This window comes from Ruegeria sp. H6 (assembly GCF_056532975.1).
Map to the genome: position 1 here is coordinate 153,595 of NZ_JBQFOA010000008.1, position 22,446 is coordinate 176,040.

General features: G+C 59.6%; 18 protein-coding genes and 1 tRNA gene. 9 read left to right on the top strand and 10 right to left on the bottom strand.

Annotated elements, in window-relative coordinates; all coding sequences use genetic code 11:
* Position 1 precedes the first annotated feature (1 nt).
* From ACR0AG_RS14755 to ACR0AG_RS14765, 3 genes are read left to right on the top strand one after another with little or no spacing between them, the layout of a single operon-like run.
* Entirely contained in the window at positions 2 to 1,516 is a 1,515-nt protein-coding gene (locus ACR0AG_RS14755; RefSeq protein WP_480840213.1) for a tripartite tricarboxylate transporter permease, read from the top strand.
* The gene (locus ACR0AG_RS14760; protein ID WP_480840215.1) at positions 1,506 to 2,693 is read left to right on the top strand and encodes a CaiB/BaiF CoA transferase family protein; all 1,188 of its coding nucleotides are present in this window, start codon (positions 1,506 to 1,508) and stop codon (positions 2,691 to 2,693) included. Before ACR0AG_RS14755 ends, ACR0AG_RS14760 begins: the two co-directional genes overlap by 11 nt.
* On the top strand, positions 2,690 to 3,451 hold the full coding sequence (locus tag ACR0AG_RS14765; protein ID WP_480840217.1) for a citryl-CoA lyase: 762 nt from the start codon (positions 2,690 to 2,692) through the stop codon (positions 3,449 to 3,451). The genes ACR0AG_RS14760 and ACR0AG_RS14765 overlap by 4 nt, the downstream gene beginning before the upstream one ends.
* A 31-nt stretch (positions 3,452 to 3,482) precedes the next feature.
* Here ACR0AG_RS14765 and ACR0AG_RS14770 read toward each other — a convergent pair whose 3' ends face one another.
* The 7 genes from ACR0AG_RS14770 to ACR0AG_RS14800 form a co-directional block, all read right to left on the bottom strand.
* Positions 3,483 to 5,003, bottom strand: coding sequence for a mannitol dehydrogenase family protein (locus tag ACR0AG_RS14770; protein WP_480840219.1), 1,521 nt, complete (start codon positions 5,001 to 5,003; stop codon positions 3,483 to 3,485).
* The gene (locus ACR0AG_RS14775; RefSeq protein ID WP_480840221.1) at positions 5,003 to 5,776 is read right to left on the bottom strand and encodes an L-iditol 2-dehydrogenase; all 774 of its coding nucleotides are present in this window, start codon (positions 5,774 to 5,776) and stop codon (positions 5,003 to 5,005) included. Before ACR0AG_RS14775 ends, ACR0AG_RS14770 begins: the two co-directional genes overlap by 1 nt.
* Positions 5,773 to 6,777, bottom strand: coding sequence for an ABC transporter ATP-binding protein (locus tag ACR0AG_RS14780; protein WP_480840223.1), 1,005 nt, complete (start codon positions 6,775 to 6,777; stop codon positions 5,773 to 5,775). The genes ACR0AG_RS14775 and ACR0AG_RS14780 overlap by 4 nt, the downstream gene beginning before the upstream one ends.
* Positions 6,778 to 6,789: 12 nt before the next feature.
* Entirely contained in the window at positions 6,790 to 7,620 is an 831-nt protein-coding gene (locus ACR0AG_RS14785; RefSeq protein WP_480840225.1) for a carbohydrate ABC transporter permease, read from the bottom strand.
* Between the two features lie 12 nt (positions 7,621 to 7,632).
* The gene (locus ACR0AG_RS14790) at positions 7,633 to 8,499 is read right to left on the bottom strand and encodes a carbohydrate ABC transporter permease (protein WP_480840227.1); all 867 of its coding nucleotides are present in this window, start codon (positions 8,497 to 8,499) and stop codon (positions 7,633 to 7,635) included.
* A gap of 105 nt (positions 8,500 to 8,604) precedes the next feature.
* The gene (locus tag ACR0AG_RS14795; protein ID WP_480840229.1) at positions 8,605 to 9,909 is read right to left on the bottom strand and encodes an ABC transporter substrate-binding protein; all 1,305 of its coding nucleotides are present in this window, start codon (positions 9,907 to 9,909) and stop codon (positions 8,605 to 8,607) included.
* Between the two features lie 95 nt (positions 9,910 to 10,004).
* Positions 10,005 to 11,030, bottom strand: a complete 1,026-nt coding sequence (locus tag ACR0AG_RS14800) for a LacI family DNA-binding transcriptional regulator (RefSeq protein ID WP_480840231.1) — start codon at positions 11,028 to 11,030, stop codon at positions 10,005 to 10,007.
* A gap of 108 nt (positions 11,031 to 11,138) precedes the next feature.
* Here ACR0AG_RS14800 and xylB point away from each other — a divergent pair, with 108 nt between their 5' ends.
* Complete coding sequence (gene xylB / locus ACR0AG_RS14805) at positions 11,139 to 12,575, top strand: xylulokinase (protein WP_480840233.1); 1,437 nt, start codon at positions 11,139 to 11,141, stop codon at positions 12,573 to 12,575.
* A gap of 25 nt (positions 12,576 to 12,600) precedes the next feature.
* Here the strand turns inward: xylB and ACR0AG_RS14810 are convergent, their stop codons facing one another.
* Together ACR0AG_RS14810 and ACR0AG_RS14815 are read right to left on the bottom strand one after the other, a co-directional pair.
* Complete coding sequence (locus tag ACR0AG_RS14810) at positions 12,601 to 15,237, bottom strand: AsmA family protein (RefSeq protein ID WP_480840235.1); 2,637 nt, start codon at positions 15,235 to 15,237, stop codon at positions 12,601 to 12,603.
* 198 nt (positions 15,238 to 15,435) lie between these two features.
* Positions 15,436 to 16,308: a LysR family transcriptional regulator gene (locus ACR0AG_RS14815; RefSeq protein WP_480840237.1), complete on the bottom strand. Its 873-nt coding sequence runs from the start codon at positions 16,306 to 16,308 to the stop codon at positions 15,436 to 15,438.
* Positions 16,309 to 16,406: 98 nt separating this feature from the next.
* Here ACR0AG_RS14815 and ACR0AG_RS14820 point away from each other — a divergent pair, with 98 nt between their 5' ends.
* The 5 genes from ACR0AG_RS14820 to ACR0AG_RS14840 are packed head-to-tail and all read left to right on the top strand — an operon-like array spanning position 16,407 to position 22,165.
* Positions 16,407 to 17,852 (top strand): aldehyde dehydrogenase family protein, encoded by a 1,446-nt coding sequence (locus tag ACR0AG_RS14820; protein WP_480840239.1) that lies wholly within the window; start codon positions 16,407 to 16,409, stop codon positions 17,850 to 17,852.
* The gene (locus ACR0AG_RS14825) at positions 17,852 to 18,826 is read left to right on the top strand and encodes a membrane dipeptidase (RefSeq protein ID WP_480840252.1); all 975 of its coding nucleotides are present in this window, start codon (positions 17,852 to 17,854) and stop codon (positions 18,824 to 18,826) included. Before ACR0AG_RS14820 ends, ACR0AG_RS14825 begins: the two co-directional genes overlap by 1 nt.
* Before the next feature lie 4 nt (positions 18,827 to 18,830).
* Entirely contained in the window at positions 18,831 to 20,519 is a 1,689-nt protein-coding gene (locus ACR0AG_RS14830) for a hypothetical protein (protein WP_480840241.1), read from the top strand.
* Entirely contained in the window at positions 20,516 to 21,145 is a 630-nt protein-coding gene (locus tag ACR0AG_RS14835; RefSeq protein ID WP_480840243.1) for a DUF3726 domain-containing protein, read from the top strand. The genes ACR0AG_RS14830 and ACR0AG_RS14835 overlap by 4 nt, the downstream gene beginning before the upstream one ends.
* A 12-nt stretch (positions 21,146 to 21,157) precedes the next feature.
* Positions 21,158 to 22,165 carry an Ldh family oxidoreductase gene (locus tag ACR0AG_RS14840; protein WP_480840245.1) on the top strand — a complete coding sequence of 336 codons (1,008 nt, stop codon included), beginning with the start codon at positions 21,158 to 21,160 and terminating at the stop codon, positions 22,163 to 22,165.
* Between the two features lie 191 nt (positions 22,166 to 22,356).
* On the opposite strand, the gene ACR0AG_RS14845 is transcribed toward ACR0AG_RS14840, so the two are convergent.
* Positions 22,357 to 22,433, bottom strand: a tRNA-Met gene (locus tag ACR0AG_RS14845).
* Between the last annotated feature and the right edge of the window lie 13 nt (positions 22,434 to 22,446).

A 22,446-nucleotide genomic window follows, 5' to 3' on the forward strand; every position in this document is an offset into this window, starting at 1 on the left:
CATGCTCGAAGGACTTCTGATCGGGCTGCAAACGGCCTTTTCCTTTCAAAATCTCGCCATGGTCATCGCGGGCTGTCTGATCGGCACATTCATCGGAATGCTGCCCGGTCTTGGCCCGATGTCGATCATCGCGATCATGATCCCCATCGCCATCTCGATGGGCGACCCGTCCGCGGCGCTGATCCTGCTGGCGGGCGTCTATTACGGGGCCATCTTCGGCGGCTCGACCTCGTCCATCCTGTTGAATGCACCGGGGGTGGCGGGCACAGTGGCCAGTTCCTTTGACGGCTACCCGATGGCGCGACAAGGCAAGGCGGGCAAGGCGCTGACCGTTGCCGCCATCGCCAGTTTTGCGGGCGGCACAATCGGTGCGATCCTTTTGATGGTCTTTGCGCCTGCGCTTTCCTCGGTCGCTCTTTTGTTCCACTCCGCCGAATATTTCGCCCTGATGGTCGTCGGCCTTTCGGCCATCGCAGCCTTTGCCGGGTCTGGGCAAGTTGCCAAGGCGCTGATGATGACGGTGCTGGGCCTGATCATGGCGACCGTGGGCGAAGGCGCGCTGTTCAACATGCCGCGCTTCACGATGGGGGTCATGGACCTGCAATCGGGCTTTGGTTTCATCACCCTCGCCATGGCCATGTTCGCCCTGCCCGAGGCCCTGTTCCTGGTCCTCAAGAAACGCGATATGAGCGGTGATGGCAGCGGCGACATCAAAGATCTGCGCATCACCGGGAAAGAGGCCCGCAGTATCGCCCCGGTCATTGGCCGCCAGTCGGTGCAGGGCTTCTTTATCGGCGTTCTGCCGGGTGCGGGTGCGACCATTGCCAGCTTTCTGGGTTATGCGGTCGAACGCAACATCGCCCCCAAGGAAGAACAGGAAGAGTTCGGAAGAGGCTCTATCAAAGGGCTTGCCGCGCCTGAAACGGCAAACAACGCGGCCTGTACCGGGTCTTTCGTTCCGCTGCTGACGCTAGGAATTCCCGGATCAGGAACAACCGCGATCCTGCTGGGCGCGTTGATTGCCCTGAATGTCACACCTGGCCCCCGGCTGATGCTGGACGAACCGCAGGTCTTTTGGGCGGTCATCATGTCGATGTTCATCGGCAACCTCGTGCTGCTGATCCTGAACCTGCCGCTGATCCCTTACATCGCCAAGATCCTGACGATCCCGCGCAACTATCTGATCCCGTTCATTTTGTTCTTTACCCTCATGGGGGCCTATATCGGCCAGAACAACGCGACCGAGCTGCTTTTGCTGGTGGGCTTCGGGGTCTGCGCCACGGCGCTCAAGTTTGCAGACTACCCGCTGGCGCCGCTGCTGATCGGGTTCATCCTGGGCGGAATGCTTGAGGATAACTTTGCCCGTTCCATGCAGCTCTATGACGGGATCGCCTTTATCTGGCAGCGGCCGATGACGCTGGGCCTTCTGCTGATTGCGGTGGCGCTGGTGCTGCTGCCCAGCTACCGCGCCCGCCGTGCAAAGGCCCGCGCCGAAGGTGTCGCTGATGGCGACTGAGCCTCTGGCCGGTATTCGGGTCCTTGACCTGACAAATGTACTGGCCGGGCCATTTTGCTGCTATCAGCTTGCCTTGATGGGGGCCGAGGTGATCAAGGTCGAACGCCCCGGCTCTGGCGATCTGGCGCGGGTTCTGGGGGCTGATCCGGCGCGCAACGCCGCCGGAATGGGGGTCAGCTTTCTGGCCCAGAACGCGGGCAAGAAATCCGTGACGCTGGACATGAAATCCGAACGCGGCAAGGCGCTGTTGAAAGAGCTGGTCAAAACGGCGGATGTTCTGGTCGAGAACTTCCGCCCCGGTGTCATGCAGCGGCTGGGTCTTGGCGCGGATGTGCTGCGGGCTGAAAACCCGGCGCTGATCTACTGCGCCATCAGCGGCTTTGGTCAGACCGGCCCCCGGCGGGGCGATCCGGCCTATGACCAGATCGTGCAGGGCATCAGTGGCGTGATGTCGATCACCGGCGATGCGGACACCGCTCCCTATCGCGTGGGCTATCCTTTGGCCGACACGGTAGGCGGGATGACCGCGGCCTTTGCCATCACGTCGGCCCTCAATGCCTCACCTCGCGGTGCTGTGTTGGATGTGGCGATGAACGAGGCTGTGCTGTCGACCATGGGCTGGGTCATCTCGAACCACCTGATTGGGGGCGTGACGCCCGGTGCGCATGGCAATGAAAACACCACCTCGGCCCCGTCGGGCATATTCCAGACGGCGGATCAGCCCATCAATATCTCCGCCAATCGCGATGAACAATGGCAGGCACTGGCCGAGCATCTGCAATTGCACGAGCTGTTGGACCATCCCGACTACCGCAGCCGTGAAGACCGCAAACGCAACCGCATCGCCCTGCGCACCCGGCTTGAGGAGGTGCTGCGCACGCGCCCGGCCAGCGACTGGTTAGGTGAATTGAACGCGCTAGGCGTACCCACCGGTCCTGTCTTGTCTGTGCCGGACGCGTTGGATGATCCTCAGGTCGCCGGGCGCGGTCTGATCAGCGCGGTGAACACCGCCACCGAAACGCTGCGCCTTGCCGGCAGCCCGGTGATAATGGGCGACACGCGTGCGCATCCAGCAACGCCTCCGCCGGAGCTGGGTGCTGACAATGCCGCGATCTGGGGAGAGTTGGGGCTGGACCCGGACGCGCTGGCGGAACTGGAACAAGAGGGCGTGATATGAGCGATGTTTCCGATTGGTGGCGCACCAGCATCATCGACATGGAGCCCGGCCGGATCGAGCTGCGCAGCGAACCGATCGAAACGCTGATCGGCAATGTCAGCTTTGCACAGATGATCTGGTTGATGGTACGTGGGGACAGGCCCTCCGCTGCGCAGGCGCGTCTGTTTGAGGCGGCGTTGGTTGCAGCAGTCGATCACGGCCCCCAAGCGCCCTCAATCGCTGCGGCCCGGATGGCCGTGACCTGTGGCCTGCCGCTCAACAACGCCATGGCCACCGGGATCAACATGCTGGGCGATGTGCATGGCGGCGCAGGCCAGCAGGCGGTGGAACTGTATCACCGCATTGCAAAAGCCCCCAGCCTGACCGCCGGGCTGGATCAATGGATTGCCGATCATGGGCCAGTGATCCCCGGGTTTGGCCACCGGTTTCATCCCGTCGACCCCCGCGCCCCCCGGCTGATGGAACTGACGCGCGAGGCCGTGGACCAACAGGTTTGCAGCGGCGCATTCGTGGACATCGCCGAAGGGATCGAGGCCGAGCTGACCAAACGCAAGTCCCGCCCTATTCCGATGAATATCGATGGTGCGACGGCTGTGATCTATTCTGAGCTGGGGTTTGCCCCACCCTTGGCACGCGGGCTGTTTTGCCTGTCCCGCTCGGTCGGCATTCTAGCGCATGCGTGGGAACAAATGCAGCAAGGCGGCCGCAACAAGGGCCCAACCCCACCAGCTTATCGCTGGACCTATCTGAAGGAATGATCGCAAAGCGATGCGTAAATCGCAGGACCGTTCAGATCGTCGAATTGGCCGCAACCGTTGCCGCGACATAGTCAACAATCGCAGCGCGGCTGCCCTTTCGCCAGATCACGTTCAACCAGCCGGTGAAGGCATCGGCAAAACGACTGTCATCTCCGAAATCGCCATAGAAATGCTGCTGCCCGATCCATAGGGCTGGAGTCTCCCGGGCTGCCCGAGCAGTGTTTTGCAAATCCTCCCACAGCGGATCGTTTGCAGCGATCTCTGAGCCGTCCTCACGCAGACCTGCGCACATTCGGCACCACAACGCTTCGGCCAGTGCCAGCCCGCTCAGCCCCCCGCCCGAGGCCAGCGCGTCGCGCAGTGACGGCAGCAGGAACGCAGGATGCCGGGACGACCCGTCAAAGGCGACCCTGCGGGTGGTGTCATGGATGGCCGCGTTGGAGAACCGCCGTTCGACGAGGCCCAGATACTCCGTCGCGGATGTACCGGGGACAGCGCTGACATGGGGCAGAATTTCCTGCGCCTGTACCTTTCTGAAGAATGCCAAGACGTCCTCGTCCCGCATGCAGTCTGAGATCGTGGGCACGTTCAGGATTTCACCAACATTGGCCAGCACCTGATGACCACCGTTCAGAATACGCAGCTTCATCGTTTCAAAGCTGTGCACATCATCGGTCAGGGTGACGCCCACCTGTTCCAGCGGCGGCCGTCCGGCGCAAAAGGTATCCTCGATCACCCATTGCCGAAAGTTCTCGTGCGTGACCGGTGCCTGGTCCTCCACACCCAATTCCTGGCATTGAGCAATAACCTGAGCGTTCGTGGCAGGCACGATGCAGTCAACCATCGAGTTCGGGAATGCCCCCTTCTGATCGATCCAATCGGCCAGGTCTGGGTCAGACAGCCGGGCCAATCCAACAATGCATCCCCGCAAGATCGCCCCATTACCCTGCAGGTTGTCACAGCTGAGCGCGGTAAAGGGCGCCAACCCATTCGCCTGGCGTTGCCGAAGGGCCGCGACCATCGCGCCAAAAGCGGTGCGCGGGTGGTCGGGGTTTTCCGCGTCGTGGCGAATATCTTCGTGATCGACGTTGAACGCGCCACTGTTGGGGTCAAGAAAATATCCGCCCTCTGTCACCGTCAGCGAAACGATCCGAATACCCGGGTCGGCCATTTGACGGATCAATGCGGCGTTGCCCTGCTCAATCGGCAAATAGCCGATCATCGGGCCAATCACCTCGGCGGACATCCCGTTCGGATCCAGCTCGATCAATGTGGTCAGGCAATCCTGCGACAGCAACCGTTCGCGCATGTTGACATCATAGTCGCGCACCCCGGCGCCAATGATTGCCCAATCCCGGGCCAAACCATTTTGCATAAGTTTGTGAAGGTACCAGGCCTGATGCGCCCGGTGAAAATTGCCCAGCCCGATATGCACGATACCGGGCTTCAGCTCATCGGGATCATAGCGCGGCACAGCCACGGTCGATGGCAGATCGGCCAGCGTATCGAGCCGCAGCGGAACCGGATAGTTTGTGTGGGCCACAGGGTTCATCAGCTCATCCAGTTTCCGCCATCGACATTGTAGGTCTGGGCCACAATGTACTTTGCCTCATCCGAGGCCAGAAACACCGCCATGCCAGTCAGATCCTCGGCGCGACCCATCCGGCCATACGGCACGGCAGCGGCCACTTCGCGTTTCTTCTGACCAGCGGGTTTGCCTTCGTGCTTTGCAAAGAACGCATCGACACCGTCCCAGTGTTCGCCATCGACAACGCCGGGCGCGATGGCATTCACGTTGATCCCGTGAGAAATCAGGTTCAGACCGGCCGATTGGGTCAGCGAGATGATTGCCGCCTTGCTGGCGCAGTAAACGGCGACCAAAGGCTCGCCTCGTCGTCCGGCTTGCGAGGCCATGTTGATGATACGTCCTTTGGTGCCGTGCTTGATCATGTGGCGCGCGACGGCCTGCATCGTGAACAATGCGCCAGCAACGTTGATATCAAAGACGCGGGCATAGTCGGCGCGCTCGATCTCGGTGATCGGGGCGGCGGTGAAGATGGCGGCGTTGTTGATCAGAATGTCGATCGGGCCGAACTGCGCGGCGGTCTTTTCGATTGCTGCGTCAATGCTGGACTGCTGGGTGACGTCCATCTCAATCGCCAGCGCAGCCTCACCGATCTCGGTCGCAGCCTCTTGCGCACGTTGGACATCGATATCGGCAATCGCAACGCGCGCGCCTTCGGCAACATAGGCTTTGGCAAAGGCCAGCCCGATACCGCGCGCGGCCCCGGTGATCAGGGTGGTTTTGCCAGCCAGCCGCGTCATTCGATTCGCAAGCCTGTCTGGTCAAAGCGATGGATCACATCTGCCCGAGGTGTCAGATGGATGCGATCTCCGTGGCGGAACCCGACCTCACCATCTGCGCGCACGGTGATGGACTCGGCCAATCCGGTCTCATGCACATGGAAAAACGTGTCTGAACCCAGATGTTCCGAGACGCTGACAACCCCGGACCACTGGCCTTCGGTTTCTGACACCGTGATGTGTTCGGGACGCACCCCAATGGTGTGGGCCCCGTGTTTTGCGGCCTCTTCCCCGTCGATGAAGTTCATCTTGGGCGAGCCGATGAAGCCTGCGACAAACAGGTTGCGCGGCGTGCGGTAGAGTTCGAGCGGGCTGCCGACTTGTTCAATCACGCCGGCCTGCAGCACCACAATCTTGTCGGCCATGGTCATCGCCTCGACCTGATCGTGGGTCACATAGATCATCGTTGTCGCCAGACGCTCGTGTAACTCGCTGATCTCAAGCCGCATGCCCACGCGCAGGGCGGCGTCGAGGTTCGAGAGCGGTTCATCAAACAGGAAGGCAGCAGGTTCACGGACAATCGCGCGACCGATGGCGACGCGCTGACGCTGACCACCGGACAGCTGGCCCGGGCGGCGATCCAGATAATCACTCAGGTTCAGAACACTGGCGGCACCTTCGACACGCTTGTCGATTTCGGCCTGATCCAGTTTGGCCATGCGCAGTGGAAAGGCGATATTCTTGCGCACCGACATATGCGGGTAAAGCGCATAGGATTGGAACACCATCGCCAGACCGCGCTTTGCAGGCGGCACGTCGGTGGCATCCGAGCCGTCGATTTCGATATGGCCGCTTGTGATATCCTCTAGCCCCGCAATCAGACGCAAGAGGGTGGATTTGCCACAGCCCGAGGGGCCGACGAACACGGTGAACTCGCCATCTTCGATGGTCAGATCCAGCGGCGGAATGACCTGCACATCGCCGAAGCTTTTGGTCACGGACTTGAGTTGAATATGTCCCATGAGGTGTCTTCCTTATTTCACAGCGCCGAAGGTCAGGCCGCGGACAAGTTGTTTCTGGCTGAACCAGCCGAGGATGAGGATTGGCGCAATCGCCATGGTCGAGGCCGCACTGAGCTTGGCAAAGAACAAACCTTCCGGGCTGGAATAGCTGGCGATAAAGGCGGTCAGCGGTGCCGCATCAACGGCAGTCAGGTTGAGGGTCCAGAACGCCTCATTCCAGGCCAGGATGAAGTTCAGCAGCACGGTCGAGGCGATGCCGGGAATGGCCATGGGCGTCAGCACATAGAGGATTTCCTCTTTCAACGTGGCCCCATCCATCCGCGCGGCTTCCAGAATCTCTCCCGGAATTTCGCGGAAATAGGTGTAGAGCATCCAGACGATGATCGGCAGGTTGATCAGCATCAGAACGACCACCAGACCTCCGCGTGTGTCCAGCAACCCAAGGCGAATGAACAGCAGGTAGATCGGGTAAAGCACGCCAACCGCAGGCAGCATCTTGGTGGACAGCATCCACAGCAGGATGTCCTTGGTGCGCTTGGACGGCACGAATGCCATCGCCCAGGCGGCGGGCACCGCGACGATCACGCCAAGTATGGTCGAGCCACCCGCGATGATGACCGAGTTCCACAGGAACCGCATATAGTCGGATCGCTCTTGCACGACGGCATAATTCTCAAGCGTCCAGTTGAAGTTCAGGAACAGCGGCGGGCTGGCAATGGCCTGCGCCTCGGTCTTGAAACTGGTCAGAATGGTCCAGAGGATCGGGAAAAAGATCAGCAGTCCAACAGCCCAGGCCAGGGCAGTGTTCAGCGATTTACGGCGGGTTGTGACAGCGCGGGCCATGGTCTTACCTCCTCACGCGTCCAGGTTCTTGCCGACGATGCGCATCAGGAAGATCGCAACGATATTGGCAAGGATGATGGCGTAGACACCTCCGGCTGATCCAAGGCCGACATTCTGGCTTTCCAGCACGCGCTGGAAGATCAGGTAGGTGAGTGTACGGGTGCCGAATGCGCCGCCGGTGGTCACGAAGATCTCGGCGAAGATCGACAGCAGAAAGATCGTCTGGATCAGGATCACGATAGTGATCGCACGGCTGAGATGCGGCAGCACGATGAAGTAAAACCGTTTCAGAACCGGGGCCCCGTCCATTTCAGCGGCTTCCAGCTGTTCGCTGTCCAAGGACTGGATCGCGGTCAGCAGGATCAAGGTCGCAAAGGGTAGCCACTGCCACGAAACGATCATGATGATCGACGTCATCGACGCCTCGGACAGCCACGAGATCGGCTCGGCCCCGAAAAAGCGCCAAAGATGCGCCAGCAGGCCGTTCACCGGGTCCATGAACATGTTCTTCCAGACCAGTGCCGATACGGTCGGCATCACGAAGAAGGGCGCAATCACAAGGATGCGGACAACTCCCTGGCCCCACATCGGCTGATCCAGCAGCATCGCCAGCAGGATACCAAGAACCACCGTGATGATCAGGACACCGCCGACGATTGTCAGCGTCGCCTGAACCGCGGGCCAGAACGAGCTGGACGAGACAAAACGGACATAGTTGTCGAAGCCGACCCAGCCCAGGTCCCCGCCACGCAGAGGCAGGTACTTTTTGAAGGAAAAATACAGCGTCATCGTCAGGGGCACCAGCATCCAGCCAAGCAGCAGGACCACTGCGGGTGCCATCATCAGGCGAGCAACGGATCGGGAATGTTGAGTAGCCATTACGCAAACCCTCTCTGTTCAGGCGTAACTCAGCCTGCGAGAAAAACGCGAGTTGTGGAAGGGTGAAGCGGGGGGCAAAGCCTGCCCACCCGCGGGGAGAAGACCTCAGTAACCTGCGGCTTCCATTTCTTCAGCGGTGAAGGCCTGAGCCTTGGCAAGGGCTTCATCCACGGTCTGCTGTCCGGCATAGACAGCCGAGAACTCCTGGCTCACCTGTGTGGCGATGCCTGCAAATTCCGGGATCGCGACGAACTGGATGCCGGTATAGGGCGTCGGCTGGGCGCAGCAGTTCTGCGGATCAGCCGCAAGGATCGACTTGAGCGTCATCTGCGCAAAAGGGATGTCCTTGTAGTTGTCGTTGTCATAAAGCGACGTCCGCGCACCCGGAGGCACATTGGCCCAGCCTTCGTTTTCGGCCACCAGCTCAATATAGTCTTTCGAGGTCGCCCATTCGATGAATTGCTTTGCCGCATCTTCCTGCTGGGTACCCGCCGGGATCGCCAGCGCCCAAGCCCAGAGCCAGTTCGCACGCTTGTCGACACCTTCGGAATTCGGCGCCAGAGCAAACCCGACCTTGTCCGCGACAGTGGAATCGTCGGGGTTTGTCACAAAGGATGCCGCAACGGTTGCGTCGATCCACATGCCGCATTTGCCCTGCTGGAACAGCGACAGGTTTTCATTGAACCCGTTGGTGGCGTATCCGGCAGGACCGGATTCGTTCATCATGTCGACGAAAAAGGTCAGTGCCTCTTTCCATTCGGGCTGATCGAATTGCGGTTTCCAGTTCTCATCAAACCAGCGCGCACCGAACGAGTTTGCGGTTACGGTGATAAAGGCACCGCCCTCACCCCAACCGGCCTTGCCGCGCAGGCAGATACCGTTGATGTCGTTGTCACGGTCGGTCATCGCAGCCGCCGCTTCGCGAATGAACTGCCATGTGGGGGCCTCGGGCATCTCCATCCCGGCCTTTTCCATCAGATCGGTGCGGTACATGATCATCGAGCTTTCGCCGTAGAACGGTGCCGCATAAAGCGTGCCATCGTTGCTAAGGCCGCCGGCCATCGCGGGTAGCAGATCCCCCACGTCATATTCGGCGGACATGCCATCCAGCGGAACCAGCCAGTCGTTGGCGCCCCAGATCGGGGTTTCGTACATGCCGATGGTCATGATGTCGAACTGACCGCCCTTGGTGGTGATGTCGGTCGTCACGCGCTGGCGCAGCACGTTCTCTTCCAGCGTGACCCACTCTACGTCAATGCCGGTCGCCTCGGTGAAATTGTCCGTATAGCCCTGCATCCGGATCATGTCGCCGTTGTTCACGGTCGCGATGGTGATCGTTTGCGCTTGGGCTGCTGCCGTGGCGACGAAAGTCAGCGCAGTCGCCGCACGAAGTGCGTTTCTCAGATACATCCCTGTCCTCCCTGAGCTTGGATGTCGTGCAGGGAGCGTAGTTCGTAAATTATCGCGCCGTCAATAAAAACTTTACGCGCGTTAAAAATAGAAAGTCAGGCAGAGTCCCTTAGAACAAGCCTGGCGGGAAACAGTGTTTCGGTTCGCTCATCAAATTTCCCTCCATTTTCAATAAGTTCAAACAGGGTTTCTGCGCTGCGCACGGCCACGCTGTCATAATCATGCGCCGCTGTGGTCAAAGACGGGCAAGTGAATTTTGCAAAAGGATGGTCATCGTTTGAGGCCACGCGCAGGGTGCAATCCTCTTTGCGGCCCACGCGAATCCCCTGCTCATAGCAGGCAGCAAGAAAGCCAATCGCAAGGCGATCGTTGCTGCACAGCACCGAGTCTGTCCGCAATCCACGTTCCGCCAGAACCTTCAAAGCACCCCTGTGCCCGATCTCTTCAAAGGCCCAGCCTTTGCCCTCCACCTTGATGATATGCGGCTCAAACCCCAGGCGTTCCATCACGTCGATATAGGCTTTGCGCCTTTTGTTGGCGTTCGGGTTTGCGGGTGTGCGCATCTCGAAGAAAGACGGCGGCTCGCCCGTGCGGGTCATGTATTCGACGGTTTGCGAGACAAAGCTGAAATTGTCGGACCCGACAAAGGCCGCGCCCAAGCCTTCGAGATAGCTGTCAAACAGTACCGTTGGCACTTTGGCGCAGAACTTCTCGATCGCGGACCTGTCGGACGTGCGCCCCAATGGGGCCAGAAGGACACCTGCGGGTTTCATGGCTTGCAGACCGTCCAGAATTTCGTTTTCCAGCTTTTGTTCACCGTGCGAACTGAACAGCGATGGGCGATACCCCGCCGCGATACAGCTTTGTTCCAGATAACGTGCAATCTCGGCAAAAAACGGATCGGCCAGATAGGGCACCACGATGCCGATGTTTTTGGTCAGCTTCCGGTTCTGGTTCACCGCATACATATTCGGGCGAAAATCGAACCGCTCCAACGCTTCTTCGATGCGAGCCCGCGTTGTGGCGCGCACGCTGTCAGGGTTCTGAAAATATTTCGAAACCGTGGGCCGCGAGATGCCGCTAAGGGCTGCGAACTCTTCCATGTTCTTGATTTTGGTCATACCAGTCTGCCTGTGGATCGTCCCCGCCTTGATCTTGTCATAGCTTTACGTATTCTTTGCGCGCGCTAAAAATCTATTGCCAGATTCTGCGCGGGGCAAGGGGTTCAAATGTATCTTGGGATCGATATCGGTACATCTGCGGTCAAGCTTGTCTGTGCGCAGGCCGACCAGATCCTTGCCACATCTTCCGTCGGGCTTGAGCTTTCGTCGCCGCAACCGGGCTGGTCTGAACAGCACCCCGATCAGTGGTGGCACGCGACCTGTGACGCGTTGCAACAGCTTGCGGGCAAAGTCGCCCTGTCACAGGTTACGGCCATCGGATTGTCCGGGCAGATGCATGGTGCCGTTCTGCTGGACCGCAACTGTCGGCCCATCCGCCCCGCGATCCTGTGGAATGACAGCAGGGCGGTGCAAGAATGCGATGATCTGCGCGCCGCGCAACCGCAGATCGGGCACATCTCTGGCGTCCTGCCCCTGCCCGGTTTTACAGCACCCAAGATCGCCTGGCTCAAGCAGCATGAACCAGATCGGTACGCGCAGCTTGCCCATATCCTTCTGCCCAAGGACTATATCGGATTGTGCCTGCACGGCGGCCTGGCGACAGACGCCTCCGACGCTGCGGGCACGCTTTGGCTGGATCAGGCGACACGCACATGGAACACCGATATCGCGAGGGCCACGGATGTGGACCCCGATTGGTTGCCGCCGGTCTCAAATGGCCACGATATCGTTGGAACCGTCACCGCACAGGCGGCGGCAGAAACCGGCTTGCCCCAAGGCCTGCCCGTCGTCGCCGGAGGCGGGGATGCGGCCACAGGAGCAGTGTCGCTGGGCGCCACCGAGCCGGGGCGCGGCTTCATATCGCTGGGAACGTCCGGTCAGCTGTTTGTGGCGGATCAGGTGTTTCGGCCCAATCCCGAACGCTATGTGCATGCGTTCGCCCATACGCTGCCGAACCGCTGGTTTCAGATGGCCGCCATGTTGAACGGCGCACGTCCGATTGCCTGGATCGGCGGTCAACTGGGGCTGAGCGCCGCCGAAGTTGTCGCCCTGGCCGAAACGGTCAGTGGTGACCGCCTGCCCGTGTTCCTGCCCTATCTGACCGGCGAGCGCAGCCCCCTTGGGGATCCACATATCCGGGGTTGTTTCTTCGGGCTCGAAGATTCAACGACGCGTGCGGATATCTGCCGTTCGGTCGTAGAAGCCATCGCATTTTGTTTTGCCGATGCGGCGCAGAGCTTTGGCGACACGATAGACAATCTGCCCGCGCTTTCCGCCATTGGGGGTGGCAGCCAATCGGATCTGTTGCTGGGTCTGATCGCGACCGTGATCGGAAAGCCCATCGTCCGATCAGAGGGCGCGGATTCAGGGCCGGCCTACGGTGCGGCCCGGCTTGCCGCGTGCAGCGACGGCGCGCTGTCCTTGACCGATCTGGCAGAGCAGCCTCCGCACGCCGACAGGTTCGAACCCGGTGATCCTACCGCGCTGACCGCACGGTTGAACCGATTCAGAACCCTTTATGCCGCAGTGAAAACCGTCGACTGACTTGTGTCACAGACGGCACAAAGCCCTATTGCAGTTGCAGGATATCGGGCACGCAGGGCTGGCGATTTGCGGGCATCTTGTCGGCACCGTCCTTCCGCTTGAGCCGTTTTGGGCCGTCCTTCACCTTGACTTTCGGCTTTTGCAAAGGTCCGATAACCGTAACCGGCCACGGACTGCGGGACAGAGGTTTCCCGATTTTGCGCGGCTGCAGGTTGAGATCGATCGCCTTCTGCGCAAGGTTCACCTCACCGAAGGCGACCACCTGAACAACGTCTGTTTCCATGGTCGTTTGCCGTGTCTTGATTGTCCCATTTGACAGCGCCAAGGGCGCACGCAGGCAAACGATCGGGGCCACCTTCTGCTTGTCTTTGGAAAAGACCCAAGGCAACAGACCCAGCCCCGCGATGTCCAGCAATTGCGTTTCAATCGACCCGTTGTGAAGGGAAACGGTTGCGTCCCCGGTCATCGAGCTGGTGAAATGCTGAACAGATTCGACCCCGCCGGTGACGTTGAAATCGGCATACATCGTGCCACTGGCGCCTTTCTTGAACTTGAGGTGATGCAGGATCTCTTCCAACTGCCACCCGCCGGCTTTGCCGGATACCGTCAGCTTGTGGTCATCATTCGTCAGGTCCATCGTGCCATGAACGTCAAAGTGTCCCCCGCCATATTCAAAGGTCAGCGGCCCGGCTTTGAGCTCGTTCTTGTTCAAAGTCACTTCGCTGTGGATGCTGCTGACACCCTTGGCGCCTTCGATGTGGTGCAGATCAACCACGATATCCATGTTCGCACCGGACAACAGGATCGACTGGCCAATCGGCTTGAGGGTCACGTCCTTCAAGGGGCCTTCGGTCGTCTCTTCCTTGCTGTCTTCGGTTTCGGGCGCGCCAAGTTTTCTCAGCTGTGCCGCAGCCAGCACAATGGATTGCAGCTGATCGATCTTGATCAGGTCGCTTTCGATCTTGCCATGCAGCACCGGATCCGAGGTCGCATCATCCAAATCCGCCGTCAGTTTCAGGCCCGAGTCGCCAACCGCCACGTCAACCGCGGCGTCCCAATCCGTCAGATGACTGCGCACATCGATTTTCAGCTTGGTGGCCCCGGTTTTGACCGGCTCCAGCGCCATGGCCTGCAACAGTTCGGCGCCCGAGGGGACATCGATACCAATCGCAAGATCCAGATCTTCGAATTTGAGGACATTCTTGACCTTGCCTTTGACCTCAAGGCTCCAGACATCCGTTCCGCTGGTTTTGCCGTCCAGATCTGACAGGGAAAGCTGGTCGATCCCGCCGCTCAGTTCAAAGCCCCCTGTAAAGGTGCCCAGCTTGTCGTCGACCTTGGGCGGCTGCGAGGACAGCAAGCTGTGCGCAGGCAGATCAAGCGTACCCTTCGCGGCAATGCCCTGCAGCTGCAATGCGTCTGACACCGCACCATCCAGAATCAGAAAAGGCGCAGCCGGATTGCCCAACCGCAAAGCCACGCTGCCGACGCGCAGGGTGCCCTCTGTGGTGCGCGAAATCTCAGAGAATTTCACGGGTGGCGGGCCTTCGCCGGTGGTGTCCAGCGTAAAGCCGTTGGTCTTGATCACCATGCTGCGTTTCGGGGTCTGACCCGGCACGGCGTCCATGACCATGTCGACCGACACCAATTTCAGATCATAGCGCGACTGTGTTGGCGCGGGCTCGGACCCTTTTGGATAAAGGTTGATCACAGTGGTCAGTGACACATCTGCCGGGTTTCCAAGTTCACCCATATGCCCAGTCAGATTCAGGCTTTGCCCGGTGCTGAGCGCGGCCTGCACATCCAGATCATCCACCCGCGCGACACCGCCCGCGTTTGAATAGGTCGCGCTGACTTGACCCGTCCCTTCCAGAACGCGGTTGAGCTTCATGATGTCCAGTAGCTGCCCCAGCTCGGCCACATCGGCCTTGGCCTGCACCGCAAGTCCCGCTTTTGCATCAATCTGCGTGACCTCAACCGTTACGTGGTCAAACTTCAACGTCGCGCTAAAGGGTTTGTCTTTGGGATACACCCCGCTCAGCGCGAAGGTCTGGCCATTTACCGAGCCGGACCCTTTGGCAGACAATGGCTCGCCCGGCGATCCCTCATCAAGCACAAGATCGGACAGTTTTACATCAAACTCCCACCCCTTTTGAGCGTTTTGATACAGGATTTCCGCGTCGTTCAGCCTGATCTTGCCATCTGCCAGAAACTCGGACAGCGGGTGCTTTTGGTCCGTGTTTTTCGCTTTCGATTTGCTCTGATTTTCAAGCTTCGACCACGAGGTCTGACCCTCTGAAGAGGTGAGCAGCGAGAGGTTTACGCCCGAGACGGCCAGATTGCTGATCGACACCTTCCCGCGCAGCAAATCGTGGGTCAAAAGCTCAAACCCCAGCGTTTCGACCTTGGCAAGATCGGTCCCGTCCGTGGCCTGGCCGGGAAGAACCAAACCCGATGCCGAAATATCCAGCTTGCGCCCTAACCCGATCGACAGATCACCCTCAAGCCGGACTTCCTGCCCGAGTTTGTTGGCCAGAATGCGTTCGACCAGCGAAGCGCGCAGAGGCGAGAACAGCGATGACGACAAGACAAGCCAGGCACCGACACCCAGCACCACAACGGCCACAGCAAGAACAGTCAGAAGTCGCAGGAAAAATCGCATGTGGTTCCAATCGTTTTTATGCTGCCCGGCCAATGGCATTGACGCTTGCTACCTAACAGCAGGCAGCCGGGGGACAGCGTCACCTGCCCAAAGCGTATTCATTTCTTTTCATCGCTGGCAATACAAGGAACGGAAATCCCCGTCGAGCCTCGATTGATGCGCTGCCATCCGGCCCGGCCAGAACTGCTTCTGGTGTTATCAAATCAACTTTCGGCTCAGAACAAAGGCGCTACAGGCTTCGGTCATATCGCCGAACCGGGATCGTTCGTTGACGTACAGGTAAACCTGTCGCGTATCGGGCAGATCCGCAACCGCCCGGAACGCTGTACTTTCAGGAAGGAACCGCGCGACGGTTTGCGGCAGCACAGTCACCCAGTCGCCCGTCTGGACCATGGTGATCAGCGAGTGCGTGTTGTGGATGGTGACATCCGCATCCTCGATGGCCGACATCAGTCGCGGCGTTTCAATCAGGTCGCACAGGGCGTTGCGGACAATCGGGGCAGCGATCACGTCATCGACGGTTGGTGGCGCAGCCCTTGTGATCAATGGGTGATCCGAGGCGCAGACCAGCCCAAAGCGGTCTTCAAACAAGGGTGTTGCCCTGACGCCTTTCAGCGGGTGAAAGCCCGACGCGATGCCGATATCCGCCTTGCCATCTGCAAGAGCATCCAGCACCTGTTGCGTGTCCGTATCCCGCAGCTCGACCTTCAGGCCGGGATAAAGGCGCGTCATATGTTGAAGCACGGCAGGAAAAATCAAAGCCGCAACCGAGGGGACAGCGGCAATGCGTATCTGACCATGGGTTGCGTCGGCTGCAGCTTCGATGGCCTGTACAGTCTCATCAAACTGCCGGATCTGGCGTTGGGACAGCTCGAACACCTGCTCACCCAGGGCCGAAAGTTGGTTCTTGCGCTCGCCCACAAACAGTTTCTTGCCCAGATGGTTTTCGAACTGCTTCAACATCATTGACACCGCAGACTGCGTGCGTCCCAGACCGTCAGCCGCCTCGGACAGGTTGCCACTTTGTGCGACGGCGCAGAAGCAGCGCAACATTTCGATTTTGATGGCCATATTTCAATTTCTCTTAAGTTTTCTTAAGTTATTTGAGTTTGACTGATATTGGCACCCGAGTCCATTCTACGCCGGACAATTCTGAATCGGGGTAGACCGTGACCAATCTGAACCTGATCGCCGGTGAATGGCTTACCGGTGAAAGCGAAATCGAAAACCGCAACCCGTCCGACCTGAGCGACCTGATCGGCCATTTTGCGCAGGCCAGCGTGGGTCAGCTTGAAGCGACGCTGGATCAGGCGCGTGTGGCGCAGGCCGAATGGGCGGCCTATGGGCTGGAACGCAAGCAGGCTGTGCTGATGAATATCGGCAACGAGCTGATGGCCCGCGCCGAAGAGCTGGGCACATTGCTCAGCCGGGAAGAGGGCAAACCCCTGGCCGAAGGCAAGGGCGAGGTGTATCGCGCCGGTCAGTTCTTTACCTATTATGCCGCTGAATGCCTGCGCCAAATCGGTGAGAACGCCGATTCCGTGCGCCCCGATATCGAGGTCGATGTCCGGCGCGAGGCGGTGGGCGTTGTCGCGGTTATCAGCCCGTGGAACTTTCCGACCGCAACCGCGTCATGGAAGATCGCACCCGCCTTGTGTTACGGCAATGCGGTGGTCTGGAAGCCGGCCAATATCACCCCGGCCTCAGCCGTGGCCTTGACTGAAATCATCAGCCGTCAGGACATTCCCAAGGGTCTTTTCAGCCTTGTCATGGGCTCAGGGCGCAGCATCGGTCAGCGTTTGGTGGAAAGCCCAAAGGTGAACGCCATCTCGTTCACCGGCTCGGTCCCGGTGGGTAAGGGAATTGCCGCAGCCGCCATTCAGAACCTGACCAAGGTGCAGATGGAGATGGGGTCGAAAAACGCTCTGGCCGTGATGGATGATGCCGATCTCGATCTTGCTGTTTCGCTTGCACTGGGTGGGGCCTTTGGCGGCACGGGTCAGAAATGCACCGCATCCTCGCGGCTGGTGGTGCATGCGGCCATTCACGACGCCTTTGTTGACAAGCTGGTGTCAGGTGCCAGCGCAATGAAAGTGGGCCACGCGCTTGAAGATGGCACACAGATGGGCCCTGTCGTCAGCAATCAGCAATTGGCAGAGAATCTGGCCTATGTGGATCTGGGCAAATCCGAAGGGGCCGAATTGGCCTGCGGTGGGGTGCGTCTGGAGATGCCGCATGACGGCTATTACATGAGCCCCGGCGTATTCCTGAACACCTCAAACGCCATGCGCATCAACCGCGAAGAAATGTTCGCGCCGCTAACCAGTGTGATCAAGGTCGACAGCTATGATGAAGCCTTGGCGACGGTGAACGACACCAACTTCGGCCTGACCTCGGGCATTGTCACCCAAAGCCTGGCCCGCGCCACGCATTTCCGCCGCAACGCGCGCACCGGGGTTGTCACGGTGAACCTGCCGACCGCCGGAACCGACTATCACGTGCCGTTCGGGGGCCGCGGCGACAGCTCTTACGGTCCGCGTGAGCAGGGCAAGGCCGCTGCCGAGTTCTACACCACGGTCAAAACCGCCTATATCAGCGCAGGTAAGCCGGTGTGATGCGGATCGACGGGCTGCAATACGCCAATTGGTCGGAAAAGATTTTTCGGCAGCTGCGCGAAGGGGGCGTGGACGCGATCCATGTGACCATCGCCTATCACGAGAATTTCCGCGAAACCGTTCTGAACTTTGAAAAGTGGAACAGGTGGTTCGAGCAATATCCCGACCTGATCATGAAAGGCCTGTGGGCCAGCGATATCGACAAGGCCCGTGAAACCGGACGCACGGCGGTGTTCTTTGGCTTTCAAAACCCGTCCCCGATCGAAGATGATATCGGGCTGGTGGAAATCGTCCATACGCTGGGCGCGCGGTTCATGCAGCTGACCTATAACAACCAGTCCCTTCTGGCGACCGGGTGCTATGAGACCGAAGACACCGGCATCACACGCATGGGCCGTCAGGTGATCAAGGAAATGAATCGGGTCGGGCTGGTCGTGGATATGAGCCATTCGGCGGATCGGTCGACGATCGAGGCTGCGGAACTGTCCGAGCGCCCCATCGCGATCACTCACGCCAACCCTTTTGATTGGGCGCCTGCCTTGCGCAACAAGCGCGATGCGGTGATCCGGGCGGTGACCGAAAAAGGTGGGATGCTGGGATTTTCGGTCTATCCTCATCATCTGAAGGACAAGTCTGACTGCACACTGACCAGCTTTTGCGAGATGATCGCGCGCACGGCCGAAACCTACGGGCCGGAACATTTGGGGATCGGCACCGATCTGTGCCAGGATCAACCCGACAGCGTGGTCGAATGGATGCGTGTAGGCCGCTGGTCCAAGGACATTGACTATGGCGAAGGCTCTGCCGGTAATCCCGGTTTTCCGCCCATGCCCACTTGGTTCCGGGACAACCGGGATTTTGGAAATATCGAACAGGGTTTGCGCGCAACCGGTCTGAGCGACGATGACGTGGCCGGGATCATGGGTGGAAACTGGTATCGGTTCTTTGCCGAGAACTTTGGCCCTCAGGGATAGGTAGATGGACGCTCAGAAACAGACACAGATCGAAAGGCGCGACCCGGCCACCGTCATGCGGTTGTCGCGGTTGGGCTCTTTGCATCAGTGTCGGCTGAGTTTCATGCGGCAACTGACACGGCGCATGGCGCGGGACAAATGGTCCTTCTCGCGCCCTGTATTCGACATCGACGCCAGGGGCGTTGGCCGCGCGGTCTATACCGCGCAGGGGCCGGAACGGGCCTATTCGCTGGTCGCCTTTGCGCATGATCTGCCAGCGGACAAAAGATCAGACCGCGTGATTGCCGAGGCCTGGGACGCCACTTTCACGCTGTTCGACGGTATCCCCTCAGATGCTGATCTGGACCGCCTGTCAAAGAACGTCCCCTTGCAAGAGGCCGGTCGGATCACCGAGACTGAGCTGTCCCTGTCGCGCGCCAACCGCTCGGTCCGGCTGTGGGATCATGTGGTGAACGCGCTGGCCGCTGGGCGACAACCGGATCTGGAGCAGATCTATCAGATCGGGTATCTGATGCGCACAACCGCCGTCTATGGCTCGGGCAAGTTCGGGGCCGCAGATCGCGAGACCCTCGCCAACCGTGCTGAGACCGATGCACCCTTTCAGGTCGAGATGCTTTCGGTTTTTCTAACCCGAACCTTTGTGCGGGATCTGGTCCAGCACATGGCCAACGTCAAAGGGGGCGATCAGACCGTGCAGTTGGATGCAGAGATTGCCCGATGGCTGGGCATCGGCAATTCGACCGGTCTTGGCATGGCACCGTTCATCGTCAATCACCCGGTCCTTTTCAACAATTGGATCATGGCACGGGAAGAAGCGATCGCCCGGGTCCGCTCGGTGGATCAGGCATCAGTCGACGAAATCGCCATGTTCAACGACATTTATCAACGCAGCAAGCTGTCGATCTCATGGTGGCAATCTCAGCACCCGTTGCAGATCGAAAAGCTGAAGGCGCTGAGCGCCGATCTGCGCGCGATCGACACTTACCTGCAACACGATGACCTGACCGGATTCCACTCGTGGGACCGGATGGTGACGTGGTCCGAAACCGCGCTCAGCGAAGAAGGGCAGGAGTTGTTGGCCTCGCTGATCCTGGAACCTTATCCCGACCTTGTGGACGGCATGGGATCTTGCATGGCGGACAGCCATGCGCAAGCCTTTGTGATCAATGGGGCGATGCCAATCGGGCAATTGCGCGACCTGATCCGGCGCACCTATGGCTGGGCGTTGGATCTGGATTGGAAGGCGCGTAACAACTGTGCCCGTGCCTGGTACGTGTCTGAAGAGAAACTGGAACCCCGCCTTGGCGAACGGTTTGAAGAACCGATTGCTGACTATGAGCAGCCTCTGGCCCCGGCACGGGACGCAACCGCAGCCTATTCAGCGCTTGAGGGGTGGGACGACGATCAAACTGTGGCCGAGTTTCTGCTGCGCCATCCCGAGCATCGCCACAGTGTCCGTCGCATCCAGATGGTGCCTTTGGCGCCCTATGGCGAAATTCGCGACAACACCATCGGGTCCGATGTGCTGCCCATCGACATGCTGCGCGCAAAGCTGTCTTTCTTTGGCGCCACGCATTTTGACCCACGCTCGGATCGTTGGGTGCGCATCTGCATGTATTCCGGAGCGCCCTATCCCGAAGACCTGACCCCTGAAAACGCAGACCTTTGGGTCTATCCTCAGGCCACCACATGAATTTTTCACTCAACGAGATGGAAGCAACTGCCAAGCGTGCCACACGCGGAGCGGGCTATGGTTGGGGTCAGGCCGAAGAGGCGTCGAAAGCCGCTCGTTGGCTTTGTTTGCAGGGCCTGGATGGCGCGGAAACTCTGGCCCAATTGTTGGGGCTGGGATTGACATCAACCCCCGATGCGCATCGCCCCCGTCATATCGACGGACCCTGGCAGGCGGAACGCCAACTGTGCCCCCTGTCCGTCGGCCCGATGGTGTCCGATTTCGTCCATCTGCTTAAGGCGAGCCGGATTGAGATGCGAGACGTCGCCACCCCCGCCCTGTTGCTTCCCTTTGCGTCACATGCCGCCCATACCCTGCAAGCGGTTGTATCGATCGAGCTCGACGATATGCACGCTGTAACAGATGGCCATCACCTCATGGCACCGGACAATCTACCTGCCAGCGCTCAGAAGGTCGTTCTATCGCAAGGCGGCACCCTGAACGCGCCCCGAAAACACCGCTCGCGCGCCTATCCTAGCCCTGAAGCCTGGGCTGCGCTGAACCGCTTTGCGCATCTCACCTACGCCCCGGCAACCGAGGAATCCCGCTTGCTGGGCGCAGGGGCCGGGGATTCTGACAATGATTGAAGAGGCATCCAGTTGACCGACACGCAAACCCTGACCCTTGAAGAAATCGAAGACCTGTCTTTTCGCGCGTTGGTCGCGGCCGGGACTTCCCCGGACAATGCCCGCCCATTGGCCCAGGCCACAGCAGCAACCGAAGCGGACGGGGTCGCAAGTCACGGGCTGGCCTATATCCCGATCTATTGCGAGCATGTTCAATGCGGCAAGGTCGATGGGAACGCTGTTCCGGTCCTGTCGCGACCCAAGCCCGGTGTGGTAACAGTTGATGCCGCAACGGGCTTTGCCCATTCCGCCATCGACCTGGGGTTCAAATCCCTGATCCCCGCCGCGCGAGAGCAAGGCGTTGCCGTTCTGGCCATAAAGAACAGCTACAATTGCGGTGTGCTGGGCTATCATACCTACCGGCTGGCACAGACCGGGTTGGTTGGCCTTGGCTTTACAAATGCGCCCGCCTCCATTGCCCCGTCCGGGGCGGCCAAACCTGTGGTCGGCACAAATCCGTTCTCTGTCGCAGCGCCCGGTATTGATGGTGAACCCGCCCTGTTGATCGACCAAAGCGCAAGCACCATCGCCAAAAGCGAAGTCATGAAACATGCCCGCGAAGGCAAGCCGATCCCCCTGGGCTGGGCATTGGATGCCGAGGGCAACCCTACGACCGATCCCGAGAGCGGCCTGAAAGGGTCGATGGCGCCTTCGGGCGGCTACAAGGGCGTCGGCGTTGCCGTAATGGTCGAGCTTATGGCCGCGGCCCTGACCGGTGCCACTTTGGGCATCAACGCATCGCCATTTTCCGGCACCAAGGGCGGCCCGCCCAAAACCGGCCAGTTCTTCATAGCACTGGACCCAGACGCAACGGCATCCGGCGCTTTTGATAGCGGTCTGTCTGGTTTGATTGAAGCGTTCCGGTCCCAGGAAGGCGCCCACCTACCCGGAGACGGCCGCCGCACCAAACGTCTATCGGCCAGAAAATCAAGCGTCGCGGTCAACACGGCAACATTGGCCAAAATCAACGGTTTCCTGTGACGTTGGTTAGGGTAGCAGGCTTTGAACCTTTGGTCGGGCGTTTTGCGCGTTTGTCGGGTGGTCGATCCACGGGATTGATCACTATTCCTCCTCAGCCTTCAGGTTATGAGCCTGACGAGGTGAAGACGTTAATCAATTGATCCGGGGGATCAATTGTAGTCTGAACGGGCTGCATTGAGAGTTTCCGACGTTGGTTGCGGGAGTAGGATTTGAACCTACGACCTTCAGGTTATGAGCCTGACGAGCTACCGGGCTGCTCCATCCCGCGACAGTTTTTGTGA